The 17768-nt window shown below is 62.6% G+C and carries 17 protein-coding genes; 11 read left to right on the top strand and 6 right to left on the bottom strand.

Annotated features, from left to right (window positions below; translation table 11 throughout):
* Positions 1 to 104 precede the first annotated feature (104 nt).
* The 3 genes from ACPPVV_RS08650 (at position 105) to ACPPVV_RS08640 (ending at position 3438) form a co-directional block, all read left to right on the top strand.
* Complete coding sequence (locus tag ACPPVV_RS08650) at positions 105 to 1484, top strand: hypothetical protein (protein WP_426703045.1); 1380 nt, start codon at positions 105 to 107, stop codon at positions 1482 to 1484.
* A 3-nt stretch (positions 1485 to 1487) separates the two neighbouring features.
* Positions 1488 to 2264 (top strand): hypothetical protein, encoded by a 777-nt coding sequence (locus ACPPVV_RS08645; protein ID WP_426703044.1) that lies wholly within the window; start codon positions 1488 to 1490, stop codon positions 2262 to 2264.
* Positions 2265 to 2433: 169 nt separating this feature from the next.
* On the top strand, positions 2434 to 3438 hold the full coding sequence (locus ACPPVV_RS08640) for an MBL fold metallo-hydrolase (RefSeq protein WP_426703043.1): 1005 nt from the start codon (positions 2434 to 2436) through the stop codon (positions 3436 to 3438).
* A gap of 223 nt (positions 3439 to 3661) precedes the next feature.
* Here ACPPVV_RS08640 and ACPPVV_RS08635 read toward each other — a convergent pair whose 3' ends face one another.
* Positions 3662 to 4087: a cupin domain-containing protein gene (locus ACPPVV_RS08635; RefSeq protein ID WP_426703042.1), complete on the bottom strand. Its 426-nt coding sequence runs from the start codon at positions 4085 to 4087 to the stop codon at positions 3662 to 3664.
* Positions 4088 to 4168: 81 nt separating this feature from the next.
* Positions 4169 to 4648, bottom strand: coding sequence for a carboxymuconolactone decarboxylase family protein (locus ACPPVV_RS08630; protein WP_426703041.1), 480 nt, complete (start codon positions 4646 to 4648; stop codon positions 4169 to 4171).
* 444 nt (positions 4649 to 5092) lie between these two features.
* Here ACPPVV_RS08630 and ACPPVV_RS08625 point away from each other — a divergent pair, with 444 nt between their 5' ends.
* Positions 5093 to 5587, top strand: a complete 495-nt coding sequence (locus ACPPVV_RS08625) for an Ohr family peroxiredoxin (protein WP_426703040.1) — start codon at positions 5093 to 5095, stop codon at positions 5585 to 5587.
* A 105-nt stretch (positions 5588 to 5692) separates the two neighbouring features.
* Here the strand turns inward: ACPPVV_RS08625 and ACPPVV_RS08620 are convergent, their stop codons facing one another.
* Both ACPPVV_RS08620 and ACPPVV_RS08615 read right to left on the bottom strand, forming a co-directional pair.
* On the bottom strand, positions 5693 to 6112 hold the full coding sequence (locus tag ACPPVV_RS08620; RefSeq protein WP_426703039.1) for a hypothetical protein: 420 nt from the start codon (positions 6110 to 6112) through the stop codon (positions 5693 to 5695).
* A 33-nt stretch (positions 6113 to 6145) separates the two neighbouring features.
* Positions 6146 to 6925, bottom strand: coding sequence for an SDR family NAD(P)-dependent oxidoreductase (locus ACPPVV_RS08615; protein WP_426703038.1), 780 nt, complete (start codon positions 6923 to 6925; stop codon positions 6146 to 6148).
* A 68-nt stretch (positions 6926 to 6993) separates the two neighbouring features.
* Here ACPPVV_RS08615 and ACPPVV_RS08610 point away from each other — a divergent pair, with 68 nt between their 5' ends.
* Positions 6994 to 7890: a LysR family transcriptional regulator gene (locus ACPPVV_RS08610; RefSeq protein WP_426703037.1), complete on the top strand. Its 897-nt coding sequence runs from the start codon at positions 6994 to 6996 to the stop codon at positions 7888 to 7890.
* A gap of 63 nt (positions 7891 to 7953) precedes the next feature.
* Here ACPPVV_RS08610 and ACPPVV_RS08605 read toward each other — a convergent pair whose 3' ends face one another.
* Entirely contained in the window at positions 7954 to 8766 is an 813-nt protein-coding gene (locus ACPPVV_RS08605) for an alpha/beta fold hydrolase (RefSeq protein WP_426703036.1), read from the bottom strand.
* Positions 8767 to 9570: 804 nt separating this feature from the next.
* On the opposite strand from ACPPVV_RS08605, the gene tviB reads away from it, so the two are divergent.
* From tviB to ACPPVV_RS08580, 5 genes are all read left to right on the top strand, one after another.
* Complete coding sequence (tviB, locus tag ACPPVV_RS08600; protein ID WP_426703035.1) at positions 9571 to 10848, top strand: Vi polysaccharide biosynthesis UDP-N-acetylglucosamine C-6 dehydrogenase TviB; 1278 nt, start codon at positions 9571 to 9573, stop codon at positions 10846 to 10848.
* Positions 10849 to 10863: 15 nt separating this feature from the next.
* A complete protein-coding gene (locus ACPPVV_RS08595) occupies positions 10864 to 11874 on the top strand; it encodes an NAD-dependent epimerase (RefSeq protein WP_426703034.1) in 1011 nt (336 codons plus the stop codon).
* Positions 11875 to 11953: 79 nt separating this feature from the next.
* Positions 11954 to 13633 (top strand): GMC oxidoreductase, encoded by a 1680-nt coding sequence (locus tag ACPPVV_RS08590; protein WP_426703033.1) that lies wholly within the window; start codon positions 11954 to 11956, stop codon positions 13631 to 13633.
* Between the two features lie 18 nt (positions 13634 to 13651).
* Positions 13652 to 14488: a 4'-phosphopantetheinyl transferase family protein gene (locus tag ACPPVV_RS08585; protein WP_426703032.1), complete on the top strand. Its 837-nt coding sequence runs from the start codon at positions 13652 to 13654 to the stop codon at positions 14486 to 14488.
* An 87-nt stretch (positions 14489 to 14575) separates the two neighbouring features.
* On the top strand, positions 14576 to 15973 hold the full coding sequence (locus tag ACPPVV_RS08580; RefSeq protein WP_426703031.1) for a TIGR03013 family XrtA/PEP-CTERM system glycosyltransferase: 1398 nt from the start codon (positions 14576 to 14578) through the stop codon (positions 15971 to 15973).
* A gap of 1 nt (position 15974) precedes the next feature.
* Here ACPPVV_RS08580 and ACPPVV_RS08575 read toward each other — a convergent pair whose 3' ends face one another.
* Entirely contained in the window at positions 15975 to 16661 is a 687-nt protein-coding gene (locus ACPPVV_RS08575) for a J domain-containing protein (RefSeq protein ID WP_426703030.1), read from the bottom strand.
* A 261-nt stretch (positions 16662 to 16922) separates the two neighbouring features.
* Between ACPPVV_RS08575 and ACPPVV_RS08570 the strand changes: the two genes are divergently transcribed.
* The gene (locus tag ACPPVV_RS08570; RefSeq protein WP_426703029.1) at positions 16923 to 17681 is read left to right on the top strand and encodes a hypothetical protein; all 759 of its coding nucleotides are present in this window, start codon (positions 16923 to 16925) and stop codon (positions 17679 to 17681) included.
* The last annotated feature ends 87 nt before the right edge of the window (positions 17682 to 17768 follow it).

Raw genomic sequence — 17768 nt, 5'->3', positions numbered from 1 at the left:
ACGGCTTCGCCTTCAAGGCGAGCCGTTCTCGGTGCCGATGACCTGGAGCGACCTGACGCTCGCGCTGAGCGTCACCTGCGTAACGGGTAGAGTCGAAGCGCCCATTGGTGCATCGCCATCACCACCGTGATGCCCGCTACACGGCTACCGCCATCGCGCCGCCTCGCGGATGCTCTTCACCGAAGAACCGGAACCTGCCTTCCATCGGAGTGCAGACGTCCATCCGGCTTTTCGAGCCTGAATCGCCACCGTACCGAGGAATCATCATGCGCCCCCTGCTCATTGCCATGGCTTGCCTGCTGAGCCTGCCCGCCAGCGTCTTCGCAGCCGACATCACATCCATTTCCCGCCTCGCGGCCGGGCCCGACAACGTTCTCTTCGTCGCCGACTGGAAGACCGCGGAGATCCATGCGATCGAACTCCCGCCGGCATCGCACAAACCCAACGGCACGACGTTCAACATTCTCGATCTGGAGCAGCTGCTGTCGAAGCAGATCGGTGGAGCCCGCGTGTACGTCGAGGACATGGTGGTACGCCCCGGGACGGCGGAGGTCTATATCGCCGTCAGCTATGGTGCCGAGAAGACGCCAAGCCTGTTCGTGGTGACCAGTGACGGAAAGGCGCGTCGTGTGGACCTGAGTACAGCACCGTCGACCACGGTGGTATTGCGTGACGCCCCCACCTCCACCATGAAGTTCTGGAAGCAGACACCAGAGCGCAGTTTTACGGTTACCGACATGAAGTGGCGCAAGGGCGAGCTGTTCGTCGCCGGACTCTCCAACCAGGATTTCTCCTCGACCCTGCGCCGGGTACGCTATCCCTTCGACGCCAAGCAATCGGTCACCTCGCTGGAGGTCTTCCATGGCGGGCACGACCAGTTCGAAACACGCTCGCCGATCCGCGCGATGAGCTTCGCCAACCTCGGTGGCAAACCGTACCTCGTCGCCGCCTACACGTGCACACCGCTGGCACTCATTCCGCTCGACCAACTGAAGGACGGCGCCCACGTACGCGGCAAGACCGTCGCCGAACTTGGTTACGGCAATACGCCCGCCGACATGGTCTCGTTCACGCGGACCGAGCAAGGGAAGACCGAGGACTTCCTGATGCTGGTGAACTTCAACCGCGTGGGAGACGTCATTTCGATTCCCGAACTGGACGCGGCACTCGCCCGCCCCGGCATCGAGAAGCAGGTTCCGTACGGGCAGATCACCGGGCTCGACATGACGGAGGCGCCTCTCGCCGGCGTGATGCATCTGGACAACCTCGACGACAAGTCGTTCGTGGTGGTTCGCCGTGATCTCCAACGCGATGCCCTGCAACTGGTCTCCATGGGCAAGGGCCTGAGCTTCCGGTTGACGGATCACGTCTCGGAATACTCGTTTCCCGATTTCAGCTACAAGGGCAAGAGACCGGCGCAGGAATACATCAACATGCTGCTGAAGGATGAAAACCTGCCCGAGTTCATCAAGGGGCCGGAGTAGATCATGCGGCGCCGTCGGACCCTTGCTGGCGCCGCCCTGGTGGCTGCGCTTCAGGTTGCGCACGCCGGGCAACCGGATCCGCAGATCGTCCTCGTGCAGCCATCCGCAACCGATGTTCCCGCCAATCTCCTGCGCATGTCCATCGTATTCGCCGCGCCGATTGGTGGACCCGTGCTGCCACGGATTGCGCTTTCACGCGCCGACGGAGGATCGCTGCAGCAACCGTTTCTGCAGCAGGAGCTATGGTCGCCCGACGGTCGGATACTGACCCTCCTGCTCAACCCGGGGCGGGTCAAGACTGGCCTGGTCGCGCGCGAAAAGCTGGGGCCGATCCTCCAGCCTGGCGAGGACGTGCTGCTCACCCTCGACGGCCATCCGATCAAGCGATGGCATGTCGGCGCTGTGGATGCGAACGGTCCGGTGGCCTCCGCGTGGCAGTTGTCTTCTGTACACGGCGCCTCCCGACAGCCGCTCGTCGTCAGGCTGGACGGCCCGATCGATGGCCGCGACGCCGACTTCATCGCGGTCGTCGATGCGAGCGACCGCCTGGTGGGTGGCCACTCGGCCCTGTGCCATGGTGAAACCAGCTGGACGTTCACCCCGGACGCTCCGTGGCGGGCGGGACACTACCGGCTCGCCGTGCGCAACACCCTGGAGGATCCGGCGGGCAATCGCCTTGGCGGCCATTTCGAAACACCGATCGATACGCCCCCTCACCCGGCGGGCGATGCGTTTGTGACCTTCGACGTTGGCGCCTCCATGCCACGGAAAGCGAGGTAGTCGGTGAACAACTCCATGCGCGCCACGTTTTGGTGCGCCCTGCCCCAGCGTTTCACGCCGCGTTCCGTCGCAGTAGCCGCCGAACTTGCCGCCCTCCATGCCAGCTCACGCGGATGGCTCGATTCACATCATCCGGGCTGCCCCTATCTCCTTGCTTGAGGATTTCATGATGTTCCACTCGCATCGCTTCACCCACGCCTTCCTGGCCGGAGCCCTGGCACTGGGCATCGGGTCGGCCCTCGTCAGCAAGGATGCACCTGCCGGTACCCCGATCATCCGCACCCAGGTGCCGGGCTATTACCGCCTGATCCTGGGCGATTTCGAGGTGACCGCCCTGAGCGACGGCACGATCGATTTCCCGATGGGCCAACTGTTGATCGGCGCTTCCTCCGAGGAGATCAAGGCCAGCTACCGGAAGATGTTCCAGCAGCTTCCCGTCGAGTTGTCGATGAACCAGTTCCTCATCAACACCGGCAGCAAGGTGGTGCTGGTCGACGCGGGTGCCGGAGCGTTCTATGGCCCCACCCTGGGCAACACGATCGGCAACTTGCGGGCCGCGGGTTACGCGCCCGAGCAGGTCGATGTGGTGGTGATCACCCACATGCATGTCGATCACATCGGTGGCCTGGTGCAGAACGGCCAACGGGCGTTTCCGAACGCCGTCCTTCGCGTCGACAAGGCCGATTACGACTACTGGATGAATCGCGCGAATGAAGCGAGAGCGTCGGAAGCCGTCCGAATCAACTTCGACGTCGCCCAAAAGACATTCGGTCCGTATCGCGTGGCCGGCAAGTTGCAGCTATTTCATGGCAACACCCGGATCGCCCCCGGCATCCGTGCCGTACCCCAACCGGGGCACACTCCAGGCCACAGTTTCCTTGTCGTGGAGAACAAGGGTGCGAAGCTGGTTCTGTGGGGCGACGTGGTGCATTCGGCGGCCTTGCAGTTCCGCGATCCGTCCGTGCGCATCGCGTGGGACAGCGATGACCGGAAAGCCGAACATGTGCGTGAGGCGGCATTCGCCGATGCAGCACGAAATGGTTATCTGGTCGGTGCGGCGCACCTGTCGTTCCCTTCGTTCGGCCACGTCGCCAGATCGGAAAACGGCAGCGGCTACGTCTACGTTCCAATGAACTACACGCAGAACCGTCACGAAGACGCCGGCGGGAACTGAAACGCGGTGCGGGACACAGTCAGCCGTGTCCCGCACTCCCAAAACTGCCGCGCATTCTCCGGAACCGCCCAATACCGTCCCGGGAAGCCATATCAGGTAGTCGGCGTGGACAAACTCTAGGTCGGCGTTGAACCGGTGCGTGGCGCACGCCTTGCAACCCGCAGTCCATGACCCGCCGACTTTCAAGAGGCTTCGAACGGGCCATGAGATTCGGGCAGAACACTCAATCAGCCGGCAGCACCACGTCCTCGCCCTGGTTCTTCAACAACACCACCAGAAACTTGGCCGGCTTGGTGAGGCTGGCATTGCGGCCTACCGTGTGGATGTCATTCGGGCCTTCGTAGAAAGTCTGCCCGGGCATCAGGGTGACTTCCTTGTCGCCCTTCAGGCCCATCACGATCGAGCCTTCCAGAACGTAGAGAAAGGCATGGGCGTCGTGGCGATGCACCGGGTCGACTGCACCGGGTGGATAGGTGACGATGATCATCAACGCTTCCTTGCCCGGATAGTCGGGTAGCGCCTTGCTCATCAAGGCCGCGACCTCGGCCTGGTGCGTCTGTGCCGGACCGGGTGCCGACGCGTGCGAATGCGCGATAGCCGCGCCGCACACGAGCAGCCCCAGCAACCCCAGAGTCTTGATTACACGCATGGCTGTCTCTCCTTGCAGTTGTGGCAACTTGCCGAAAGGGCGATGCGGTAACGGACAGGCCGGTACCGCAACCCGCACTTGTCAGGCCAGCCCGGCCTTGTCGAGCCCGAAGGCCTTGTCAAGCGTGCCGGGAACGGTCCTGAAGGCCACGTTGACGCGGTTCCAGGCATTGATCGCCATCACGGCATAACTGAGATCGGTGATCTCCTTTTCCGACAGCTGGGTACGCACGCGCTCGTAGATCTCGTCGGGCACCCCCTGGGGCGACAGCTGGGTGAGTGCTTCGGTCCAGGCGAGCGCGGCGCGCTCGCGCGGCGAGAACAGCGTCGATTCGCGCCAGATCGCCAGATGATGCAGGCGCAGCGGTCGCTCACCATGCATCACGGCCTGCTTGACGTGCATATCCAGACAGAAGCCACACCCGTTGATCTGTGATGCGCGAATATCGACCAGAGCGCAGATGGATTCCTCGATGCTGGACTGTTTCACCAAGGTATTGAGGGCGACCAGACCATGGAAAAGTTCGGGGGCCTGTTTCTGATAATCGATGCGTTGGGTCATGGTTCTGTTCCTGATTGAAGTTCTTGTCCCCCAGATCGGCTGAGGTACCCGCTCGCACGCCATGGCGAGATGGATCTCAGCCTAGAGGTCGGTCCACGCTGCCGGTAGGTTCAGCGGCGGACTCGTCGTGTTGTTCCGCATGCACCAATCCGTCCAATGAAGCCGGCGCCATCGCAAGCCCACCGCGGTCATCGCGATTGTTGCGTCTGGAGCAACACACTGCTGTGGGCACGATGCCTATCGGTCGTTGGTGCTCGTCCCCTAGGATGAAAAACGAAGGCGTTCGACGGTGCCGCAGTCCAGGATGAGATACATCATGAAAATCGAATCGCCCGACGTCGCAGCCGGCAACTGCAGCATGCCAGCCCCAACATGCGTCATCGCGATGCATAGGGTTTCGGGCAAAGGCCGCCGGCACATTCCATCGCAAGACGAGCCCATTCCATGACCAGGCTGCAACCACCACCCGTTTCCCTGCTCGACAAGCATTACGGAACGGATTTTCTACCGCTCTACACAGGAACCGTTCGGGTCAATGGCGGCGAGGCAAGGCATGGCCGGGCATCCGGCATAGCCCGCTCCGACGACGGCATGCTCGACGTAGAGTTGCGCATGCCGGAAGAACTGGGTGGATCCGGTGGCGGCACCAATCCGGAACAGCTTTTCGCGGCCGCGTTCGCGGGCTGCTTCCATGGTGCATTGAGCTTGCTTGCCGCACGCGCGAAGGTGGCGATTCCCGATGCCGAGGTCGTGGCCAGGGTTTCCTTTGGCAGGGATCCGGTCGATGGCATGTTCATGTTGTCAGCGGACATCCGCATTCGCCTTCCAGGTATCGACCGGGCGATTGCCGGCGAGCTGGTGCGCCATACCGAGCGCCTTTGTCCGTACGCGAAGATGGCACGCGCGGGAATCGACTGTGTAGTTTCGCTCGATTCGTGAATGGCGTTCTGGACAAGGCCGAAACCCATGCAGGGCCTTGCTGAATGGACATCGGGAAAATGCGGGATCCGGACATCCGGATCCCGCATCTGCTGGCCTGCTTGCCTACTTGGTGCGCGGTGGCAGGAATCCCCTGGCCGTGGTCAGGTCCGGCCACGGCATGACCGTCTCCCCGGCGACCAGCCACGCACCGGCGACCTTGCGCAAGCGCAGTTCGTACAACGCCGGGTCGGCCTGATCGCCCATCCGTCGATACAACACGGCGGTCGCGTCGTCGCCCTGCTCTTCGATGTGCAGGACGCGCTTTTCCGTCGACAGCGGCGGTTCGCCGGCGTCACGACGACTTCTGAACTCACCAAGCATCTCTGCTTTCGAAAAGCGCGCAATCCTTCCTTCCGGGGTGAGCACGAGGAAGCCAAGATCGTCCAGATAGAGACGCTCCATTTCCTCCATGCGGTAGTGACTGCCGGTGTCGGCCAGCCGGTCGATGAACTCGAGAATTTCCGGATTGTTCGTGGTTGTCATGTTCTTCCTGCCTTGTATTCGGGGTGGAGGGGATCAGTTCAGCGACATGCCGCCGTCGACAAGCAGCTCGATGCCGTTGACGAAGCGGCTGTCGTCCGAGGCCAGGTACAGTGCGGCCAACGCCAGTTCGTCCACCTCGCCGAAGCGGCCGGCCGGAATCATCCCGGCCATTGCCTTGACGAAGCCGGGGCGCTCTGCCTCGGGGATGCCCATTTTTTCGAGAATCGATGTATCGACCGGCCCGGGGCTGAGCACATTGACGCGTATCTTCCTGGTCTTGAATTCAAGCGCCCAGTGACGTGCAAAAGCCCTGATGGCAGCCTTCGAACCCGCATAGACGGCATGGCCGTCGAGCGCCCTGGTCGCGGCGAGCGAGCCGGTCAGGACGATGCTGCCCCCATCACGCATGATCGGAGCGATGCGCTGGACGCCAAAAAACACGCCGCGCGTATTGACACTGAACTGGGCGTCGAACTCTTCCGGCGTCACCTGCGCACTGGGCGTGATCGTGTTGACGCCAGCATTTGCCACGTAGATGTCGAGCGCACCGAAACGGGCGTGAACTTCGCTGGCCACGGCAGCATGATGTTCGATGTCCGCGACATCGCCGCGTATTCCTATTGCTCCGTGTCCGATACGGTGAACAGCCTCGTCGAGAACGTTCTGCCGCCGCGCGGTCACGATGACCTGCGCGCCCTCGGCGGCAAACAATTCCGCCGTTGCCATGCCGATGCCGCTGTTGCCGCCGGTGATCAGGGCGACCTTGCCTTGAAGACGTTTCATCTGATGTCTCATGTCGTTGGTGTCGGGCACGATATGTGGCAGCGCTCTCCGCCAACCAGTCCTGCAGCCGGCACATCAGTTGTGCCATGGAGTCAAAGATGTCCAGCCTGCTCAATCAGTCGGCCAGCCTGATCGCCTTCGTCCGCGCGGTGGAGGCCGGCTCCTTCAGCGCGGCGGCGCGCAATGCGGGAACGACGCCATCGGCGATCTCGAAGGCGATCCAGCGATTGGAAGCCGAGCTCGGCGCGAAGCTGTTTCGCCGATCCACCCGCACCCTGAGCCTGACGCCGGACGGGCAGGCCTTCTTCGACCGCGTCGCGCCACTGTTGCGCGGCATCGAAGATTCGGCAGACGCGATCCGTCCCAAAGGCGGCGCGCGGGGCCGCCTGCGCGTGAGCATGCCCAGCGACCTCGGACGTCTGCTCATGGGTCCCATCACCACGAAGTTTCTGGCCACGCACCAGGACCTGGAACTGGACCTGGCGCTGGCGGATCGCCACGTCGATGTGATCCGCGAGGGATACGACGTCGTGTTCAGGGTCGGAACCACCGTGGAGAGCGAACTCAGGATGAGGACACTCGCCCAACTGGATATGGCCCTGGTGGCGTCGCCGGCCTTCCTGCGCCAATGGGGCGAGCCCCGCTCCACGCAGGCACTGCGCGAACTGCCATTCGTGCGCTATTTGCTCGGCGGCCGGCCGCTGCCACTGACGTTGGAGGACGGGACCACGATCGTGCCTCGAGGCCGCATCGGCCTGGACACGGGATTCGGACTGCGCGCTGCCGCGCTCCATGGCATGGGAGTCGCCCACCTGATGAAGTGCACCGTGCAGGCGGATCTTGATCGCGGTGACCTGGTCCAGCTCATGCGCAACCAGCACTTGCCTTCGCTGCCACTGATGGCGCTGCATGCCTTCGGCAAGCTCACGCCAGTGCGGGTCAAACTTCTCTCGGACTTCATCGAGCAGGAAATCCAGCAACCTTCGATAACGTGAAGTGTGCTCCAACGGGTTGCGTGTAAATATCGACAGGCGAGCGCCGGCGAGGTGCTCACCTGATTACTTTGCCAGCGCCGCTTGTTCGATCAGCGCGGCCACTTCCGCCGGATGCGACACCATCACCACGTGCGACGCGCCCTTGATCACCACGGTCTTGCGCGAATGGGCGCGTTTCGCCATGAAGGCCTGGGCCGCAGGTGGAATGTTGAGATCCGCGCTGCCATAGACGAACCAGGAGGGAATGGCCTTCCACGCCGCCGATGTGCTCGCCTCATGCAGGGCTGCTTCGGTGACGGGACGCTGCCCGACGGCCATCAACGATGCCTGCGCCGCCGGCACGTCCGCGGCAAACTGGGCGTGGAACTTGCCCTGCTCGATGTACAGATCCTTGCCGCCATCGGCCAGTTCCACCGGCGGCGCCAGCGCCGAGCCGAGCGAGCTGCCGGGGAAACGCCCGGACAGTTCGGCGGCGTTCTCGCCGACTTCGGGTGCGAACGCCGCCACGTAGACCAACGCCTTGACGTTGTCCAGACCCGCCGCCGCCTCGCTGATCACCAAACCGCCGTACGAATGACCGACCAATACCACCGGGCCATGGATGGTTTTGACAAGACTGTTGACGGACGCGGCATCGCCCTTGACGCTGCGCAGCTCATCGGCCGCCGCGATCACCGTGTAGCCCTTGTCGTGCAGCCGCTGGATCACGCCATTCCAGCTGGACGAATCGGCGAAGGCGCCGTGCACCAGTACCACGGTCGGCTTGGGCGCCGACGACTTCTGCGCCGAGGCAACCAGCGGCACGGCCAGTGCGGAGGCACCCAGCACGAGCCATCCGGCAAGCGTGGCGGTGAAACGTTGGGATGAGAGTTTCATGATCTTTCCGGTAGCGGGATGGGGAGCGCCAGGCAAGCCTGGCGCGAGGGATCAAACCAGGGCGATCGTCACGTCGATATTGCCGCGCGTGGCGTGCCAGTACGGGCAGGCCTGATGCGCGCCGTCGACCAGCAGCTATGTCTGCGGGATCCAGCCCTGGCAGCGAAATCGACAAAGTCACGGCGACATACTTGCAATGTCACGGGCCGTCGACCAGTCAGATCAGGAACAACAGACTGTGTACCCGAATGATTCTTGACAGGTGCGCATGCGCACCGATGCAAGCTGCCGGGCGTGATGCCATGACACGCAACGGATGACATCAAAGCTGCGGCATCGCTCCTTTGCACGAAGGTATCGACCGATACAAAGCATCATCCGGGCGACAGGCATATAGAAGGAATGGCTATGGAAACCAGACTGCCCGTCCTGGATGGGCTTTCTCCTCTGCGAACTTTCGAGTCAGCACCGGCGTCCATGCGATTGCCCGCCTCATCGAGCGAGTCAAGAAAAAATAATGTAATTCAATAACTTCAATTGATTTTCTCGAAAAGAAGGCGCCGCCAAAGAGGTGCAACATCGCCATACTTCGCGTCATGTACAGACCTTAGGCCAGGTCGTGCCTCGATTTTCGCCCCAGCGATAAAGCACATGTCCCCAACGACCCGGATTGGGTGCACTATAGGCGCCGCGCTGCCAACCATATGAAACTGTGATGTGAATAACAGTTTCATCGCATAATTCATGCTTGATGAAATGGCCTGTCGCTTCGAATTCGTTGCATCAAACGACCGGGATGATCGTATGGGGAATCTGGAAGATACCAAGCTCGCGATTGTGGGGCTGGGCTATGTGGGCCTGCCGCTCGCCGTGGAATTCGGCAAGCGCTATGACACTGTCGGCTTCGACATCAACCAGGCGAGAATTGTCGAGCTGGCGAAAGGACATGACCGGACGCTGGAGGTGGATGCCGCAGAACTTGCCGAAGCCGGTCGCCTGCGCTTCAGTGCCGAACTGGCCGATCTGCGCGACCGCAATGTCTACATCGTCACGGTCCCCACGCCGATCGATATTGCCAAGCGCCCCGACCTGACCCCGCTGATCAAGGCCAGTGAGCTCCTGGCTCAGGTGCTCAAGGTCGGCGATATCGTGGTGTACGAATCCACGGTGTACCCAGGCTGCACCGAAGAGATTTGCATACCGATCCTCGAGAAAGGCTCCGGCCTTGCCTACAACCGCGACTTCTTTGCCGGTTACAGCCCGGAACGCATCAACCCCGGCGACAAGCTGCACCGGGTCACCAGCATCCTGAAAGTCACCTCCGGCTCCACGCCGGAGACCGCCGATTTCGTGGATCGCCTGTATGGATCGGTGATCACCGCCGGCACACATCGGGCCAGCTCGCTGAAGGTGGCCGAGGCCGCCAAGGTCATCGAGAACACCCAGCGCGATCTCAACATCGCGCTGGTCAACGATCTGGCGATCCTGTTCAACAAGCTCGGCATCGACACGCTGGAAGTGCTGGAAGCCGCCGGCACCAAGTGGAATTTCCTGCCGTTCCGGCCCGGCCTGGTGGGTGGCCACTGCATCAGCGTGGACCCCTACTACCTGACCCACAAGGCTCAGGAAGTCGGCCACCACTCCGACGTCATCCTGGCTGGCCGGCGCACCAATGACAGCATGGGACCGCATGTCGCCAACGAGGTGATACGCCTGATGGTGCGCAAGGGCATCAATCCGGTGAAGGCCCGCGTGTTGATCCTGGGCCTGGCGTTCAAGGAGAACTGTCCGGATCTGCGCAACACCCGCGTGATCGACATCGTGCAGGCGCTGCGGGGTTACAACACCGATGTCGATATCCACGATCCATGGGTCAACGCCGCGGAAGCCGAGCACGAGTACGCGATCACGCCGATCACGCAGCCTCAGCTGGGCGACTACGACGCGGTGATCGTTGCCGTCGGCCATCAACAGTTCGTCACCATGGGGGCTGCGGGCATCCGGGCTTTGGGCAAGCCTGCTTCGGTGGTGTACGACGTGAAATGTCTGCTGCCTCGCGACGCCGTCGATGGGCGTCTCTGAGCAAGGGGGCTTGCCATGAAAGTGCTGGTTACCGGCACCGCCGGTTTCATCGGTTCGCATGTCGCGCTGCAGCTGCTTGAACGCGGCGACGAGGTGGTCGGTTTCGACAACCTCAACGACTACTACGACGTGAATCTGAAGAAAGCCCGGCTGGCACGTTTCATGGAACATCCCGGCTATACGCATGTCCATGGCGACCTGGCCGACCGCAACGCGGTGGAAAGCGCGTTCGCCACACATGCACCGCAACGCGTGGTCAACCTGGCAGCACAGGCCGGCGTGCGTTACGCGTCGGAAAATCCGCATGTCTACGTGGCCAGCAACATCACCGGATTCCTGCACATTCTGGAAGGCTGTCGCCAGCACAAGGTGGAGCATCTGGTTTTCGCCTCCACCAGCTCGGTGTACGGCGCCAATACCGCCCTGCCGTTCTCGGAGCACCAGTCCACCGAACATCCCCTCACCCTCTATGCGGCCTCCAAGAAAGCCGACGAGCTGATGGCGCACAGCTACGCGCATCTGTACGGACTGCCGTGCACCGGCCTGCGCTTCTTCACGGTATACGGCCCCTGGGGACGCCCGGACATGGCCTTGTTCCTGTTCACCAAGGCGATCCTCGCCGGCGACCCGATCAAGGTGTTCAACCACGGACACCATCGACGCAGTTTTACCTACGTCGACGACATCGTGGAGGGCGTGATCCGCGCACTCGACGTGGTCCCTGACAAGGACGCGCGCTGGAATGGCGGCGACCCGGACCCGGCATGCAGCGGCGTCGCGCCGTACCGGCTCTACAACATCGGCAACGCGGAGTCGGTGGAGCTGCTGCGCTACATCGAGGTGCTGGAGCATTGCCTCGGCCGCAAGGCGCAGATGGAAATGCTGCCGTTGCAGGCCGGCGACGTACCCGACACCGAGGCGGACGTGTCCGGATTGATTCATGCCGTGGGCTACGCGCCGAAAGTCTCCGTCGACACGGGCGTCGCCAACTTCGTGAACTGGTACCGGGACTATTACAACGTGTAGTGAAAGGCATGCCGGACCTGGTGAATGTTGCAAGCCGGCGGGTGATGCGAAGAAACCATAACTGCGGGACTGGGACCGAATGATCATCGACTACCTGGACGGGTCAGCGCCAACCGACATTGATGTTGACCTCTGCATCGTCGGCGCGGGGGCCGCCGGCATTGCCATCGCGCGAAGCTTCATCGGAACGTCGTCGACGGTATGCGTCGTCGAAGGTGGCGGCCTTTCCGGCGAGGAAAAGTCCCAGGCGTTGTACGAAGGCTCGTCGGTCGGCTGTCCGCCGTTCGATCCGGGCACGTCGCGCATGCGGGTGTTCGGCGGCAGTTGCACGTTGTGGGGTGGCGGCTGCATACCGCTCGGCAGGCACGACCTGAGCCAACGCGACTGGGTGCCGCACAGCGGCTGGCCACTTTCCTATGATGACCTCGAACCCTACTACACCAGCGCCCGCTCGTACTGCCGGATCGATTCGCACGATTTCGCCGAGGGCTCCTTCCTCGGCCCGCTGACCCGTCCACCACTATCTTTTGACGCGGACAAGCTGATCAACCAGATCTTCGCGCGCAGCCCGATCCTGTTCGGCCAGGCGTATCGGTCCGAACTTGATCAGGCCCCGAACATCAAGGTCCTGCTGCATGCCAACCTCCTCGAACTCGAGGCCTCGCCCGATGGCGCATCGGTTCGTCAGGCGCGTATCGGATCGCTCGATGGTCGCACTGGCCAGGTTCGCGCCCGACACTACGTACTGGCGTCGGGCGGTATCGAAAATGCACGGCTGCTGCTGCTCTCCAATGCCTTGGCGCCTGGAGGGCTGGGCAACGACAGGGACCTGGTGGGCCGGTTCTTCATGGACCATCCAAGCGGCAAGCTGGGCACGGTCACCACGAACGATCCCGATCGCCTTACCCGCCCCTACGACCGCAACCTGGGCAAAGGCCTCGCACCCACCTTTCCCGAAATCGGCCTGTCGAACGACATCCAGCGCACGCACCGGATGCTGAGCGGACGCGTCCATCCGTTTGCTGTGGAGGGCACGGTCCCGAAGGGAATACGGGCACTGCGCAATTTCCGGGCCGCCTTGCACCCGCCGGCGCGCGACGAAGGCTCGATGCTTGAGGCGCGATTGTGTGCAGCGCTGAAGAACGGCCCTTCCAGCGGCGACGGTGCCGCCGTCGCCACGGAAAGCATGGCCATGCTCGCCTTGCGACTGGGTCTTGGCGCGAGCGACGTTGCCCGGGCATTGCTGCGAAAACTGGCCGACAGGCCCGTGGTGACGAGCAATCATGTCGAACTCATCGGCTTCTTCGAGCAGGCACCCAATCCCGACAGCCGCATTACCCTGGGAGCCGAGGTCGATGCCCTGGGCAAACGGAAGGTTTGTGTCGACTGGCGGCTCACCGCGCTGGACCGACACACGTACCGGACGGCCGCCACACTCTTCGGCGGTGAACTGGCCAGTGCCTGTGGCGGAACGTTCCAGCTCGAACCGTGGTTGGAGGGTGATCCCGACACGATTCCCCTGGTTCACGGCACCGCACATCATCTGGGTACAACCCGGATGTCGGATGACCCTCGTCAAGGTGTGGTCGATCGCCACTGCCGGGTCCATGGCATCGACAACCTGCACATCGCCGGCAGTTCGGTTTTCCCCACGGGGGGCTGGGCTTTCCCAACCTTCACCATCGTCGCGCTGAGCCTGCGCCTGGCGGAAGATCTGCGCGGACTGTTGGCAAGCCCCGTCGCGTCGCAGGCCGCGTGACAAACGTGCAACGAAGCCATGCTGCCCACTGACCATAACGCTTCGCCGCCCGACTTCAACCGGACGGCCGTTCGTGCCCTGGAAGATGGCCTTTTTGCCGCACCGGCCATCGGTGAGGCGCACGTGGTGTTGTGCGACAGCTCGGCATGGACATCGCTCGTCGGTTCGGCACAGGAACTGCTCAGTCCCGCGGAAGGCGCCCGGGCGGCACGACTTCGCTTCGATCGTGACCGCTCGAGTTTTATCCTGGCGCACGCGTTTTGGCGCGTGAGCCTGGGTATCTGCCTCGATGTGCACGCTGCCGAGGTGCGCTTGACCAGTACCGCTGCCGGCCAGCCGCAGCTACTCGGCACCGCGTTTTCCACCAGCCTGAGTCACAGCGGCGAGTGGGTGGCGCTGGCCATCTGTGCGGGCACCACCATCGGGGTCGATATCGAGCGCTCGCCATCGCACACGGCGTTGACCGCGCTGATGCCGACCATCTGTACACCAGGCGAGATCGCCGATCTGGAACCGCTGCCCCTGCCCCAACGCGAAGCGGCGCTGCTGGCGCTCTGGACACGCAAGGAAGCCTTGCTCAAGGCCTTTGGTGTCGGTCTCAACGTGGATCCGGCGCTGCTGTCGGCAACCACCGATGGGCTCGTCTCGCCGCCGTCTTCGTTCACAACACTGGACCCGGTCCCGTGCCGTGTATCCAATCTTGGATTGCCGGACGGCCTGGTCGGCGCGCTGGCGGTGCCGGATTCGATCGAAAGCGTCCGGCTGTGCACGTTGGGAACATCCCCGGCTATCGCTGCGCATTTTATGAGACTTACATCTCATAAAACATATTCAACTATAGACAAACATAATTAAAAGTGCTTGGCATTAATAAAAATTCGGCGTAGTGTCGCTCTTCCGCATCAAGGGGAATGAGGCCTGGGAGCCTCGGGGGACAGTCGGATGTTTCGTTTTCTGCGGCAACGGATCGTGCGCTTGCTCTTGCTGCTTGGCTTGTGCGAATGGCTGCTTCTGGCTGTTTCGCTGAACCTCGCAACCCATCTGCGATATTTCCTGTTTCCGGACGATCTGGCCGAGTTCTCTCGGCATTTGCTGCTGCGCTCGATGATCTTTGCCACGGTCATCATTTTCGGCATCGGGGCAATGGGCGCCTATCGGCCGCACCTGCGTACAACCATGCTCGGGCTGCTGGCGCGACAGGTGGTGGCATTCACGCTCGGCGGTATCGCACTGGCCCTGGGGTATTACGTCGTGCCGCAGGCCTACGTAGGCCGCGGCGTGCTTGGCATTGCGCTGGTGCTGGGCTTTGCGGCTCTGGCGGCGTTTCGCGCCTTGTTCATGCACCTGGTCGATGTCCAGGCGTTCAAGCGACGCATCCTGATCCTGGGCGCAGGCAGCCGGGCTGCCCAGATCCACAGCTTGATGCGTCGGCGCTCGGATCGACGCAGCTTCACCATCGTGGGCTATGTCCGTTGCCCGAACGAGTCGGTGATGGTCCCGGACAACCTGCTGCTTCAGAACACATCACTTCACGCCCTGGTCGAGCGCGAACAGGTGGACGAGGTCGTGGTCGGCGTCGACGACCGTCGTGGTGCGTTACCGATGGACGACCTGCTCGAATGCAGGCAAGCGGGCATCGCCATTATCGACCTGACCACCTTCTTCGAGCGCGAATCGGGCCGCGTGCAATTGTCGTTGCTCGATCCGTCATGGCTGGTTTTCTCACGCGGCTTCCACGCCACGCCACTGCATCGGCTGTCCAAACGCTGCTTCGACCTCGTCGCGGCAACGGCACTTCTGCTGTTCTGCTGGCCATTGATGCTGCTGGTGGCTCTGGCCATCCGGCTTGAGTCCGGACCGGGCCAGCCGATCCTCTATCGCCAGGAGCGGGTCGGCGAGCACGGCCGCACGTTCTGGCTGTTCAAGTTCCGGAGCATGCGCACCGATGCGGAGCATGACGGCGTGGCGCGCTGGGCCAGCAAGGATGACGACCGGGTTACCCGCGTCGGCCGCATCAGCCGCAAGCTGCGTTTCGATGAACTGCCGCAACTGTGGAACGTGCTGAAGGGAGAAATGAGCATCGTAGGTCCGCGCCCCGAGCGCCCGCAGTTCGTCGCCGACCTCGCAACGAAAATCCGCTTCTACGGCCTGCGGCACAGCCTGAAGCCGGGACTGGCCGGGTGGGCGCAGCTGAGTTATCCCTACGGCGCCACCGAGGCCGATGCGGCCGAGAAGCTCAAGTACGACCTGTTCTACGTCAAGAACCACAACCTGCTGCTGGACATGGTGATCCTCATCGAAACCGTCGAGGTAGTGTTGTTCGGGCGTGGCGCACGTTAGGTCATTCGTCGTGCATGCCCGGCGGCCGATTGCTGGCGACATGGAGTGGATGCAGCGGCGAGCTGGACCAGTCGACGACCACTCCGTGATCAAAGCTTATCCACGACAAACCGTACTCCCAGCGTCCGCCATGAACGGACCGTGGATCCCCCTCGATGGCGCGCACCCCGGCCATTGACATGCCTATCGACAGCACGGACTTCGTCATCGAGCCGGACGGATCCCCGTCATCGGTCGTCGGTGTCTGCACCGGCGTGGTTTCGGTCAGCAGGGCCACGGGAGAGACATTCCACAACAGCACGCCAGTCGCGACCACGGCCAGCAGAACCAGCAGCGCAGGACGTGGGCCAGGCGCTGTACGCAGCGGTGCACTGGATGGCATCGGCGAAGGCTGCTTCGGATGGGGCGCCCTCGCCGCAACCGACGCCGCGAATCGCAAGGGTGGCGTCGCCGCACCCGGGAGGCGGCCATGCCGCCGATGAAACTCCATCGCCGCGCCGTACTGGGCAATGAGTTCCTGCAGTGGCCCGGAACGGGCTGTCTCGTGATCCGTTTGCGTTGCTGTCGGGCGATCGGGATGCAGCATCGCGACATGACGACGATAAGCCTGCCTGAACTCGGTCAACCCACACCCCGGATCCAGACTCAGCTTTTCGTACAGATCGAGAAAATCGGTCTGGTTGGCCAAGGTACCCCCTGTCGCACAAACATCGTCGCCACGGTTGCCCGCTTGCCGATTACCGGAACGCCCTTCTCCCGTGAATCAGCCGCGGCACGCGCCTCTTTCGCCATGACTGCCGCCCCTGCCCCTGTTCAGCTTTCGCGAGGCGGACGCCGACACCTTTGTAGGACAAATCCCTCTTCCCAGCAATCACTTTCTAAGCATATATGTACTTGACTTAGTGTGATGTAGTTCTCAAAATAATTATCCCGAAAGCGGGGGATTTCCATGAACGGCTATCGCCACTACGCTGCTGCCTGTTGCTGCGGCACCGTGCTGGCCGTCATGCCGACCGCCGGCGTCCATCAGGTGCATGCGCAAACGCCTTTGCTGTCCCCCTCCCTGGGTGCCCACACCCTGCTCGCCCAGTCCGAAGGCCTTGGCATAAGCCCCGCTGTCACCGCACCCATCGCAACACAGCCCCACGGCAGCTCGCTGATCGTTTTCAACGGCGGCTATTCGAGCGCTTCCGCGCCACCGGTCGACAATTACGCCAACCGCTGGAAGCAGCTGGGCCATACGGTTCGCTACGGCAACGGTTATGGCGACAGCTTCGACGTGAAGGCCTATCTGGCGCTATCGGCAAAGGGCGGAGCCAACCACACCGTCAGCATTGCCAAACCGGACCAGGCCGCTGGCGAGATCAGCATGCCGTTCATCGAGATTCGGCAGGCAGGCGTGCTGCAGGACGTTGCGCAGAACTATCCGCAGGCCAGCCTCGTGATGACCAGCGGACGGGTGACCACCACCGGACCGGCGGCGCTGGTCGCCGTGTGGTGGGGTGATGGCGGAGTCAAACGCATGACCGCGGTGCCCAATAACGGGTTTGCCGTGATCGACAGTTTTCTGGAGCTCCCCGACAACAGCGGAGTTCAATGTGCGGTGGCGTTCAAGCAAGTGCGCGCTGCCGGGACATACGACGTCAGCTGGACGGGCGTTCCCGTTCAGGGCGCCATCCTCTGGCTGTTTGCATTCCAGTCCGGATGAGCTCACAGGCCGACAGGGCATTCACGGATCTTCAGCATTGGTGACCCGATCAGGCGATCGGAAACGGGGGAAGGAGAGGCGATCATG

The organism is Rhodanobacter sp. Col0626 (assembly GCF_049994385.1).
Lineage (GTDB): Bacteria > Pseudomonadota > Gammaproteobacteria > Xanthomonadales > Rhodanobacteraceae > Rhodanobacter.
This window is presented reverse-complemented; position numbering and strand designations above follow the sequence as displayed.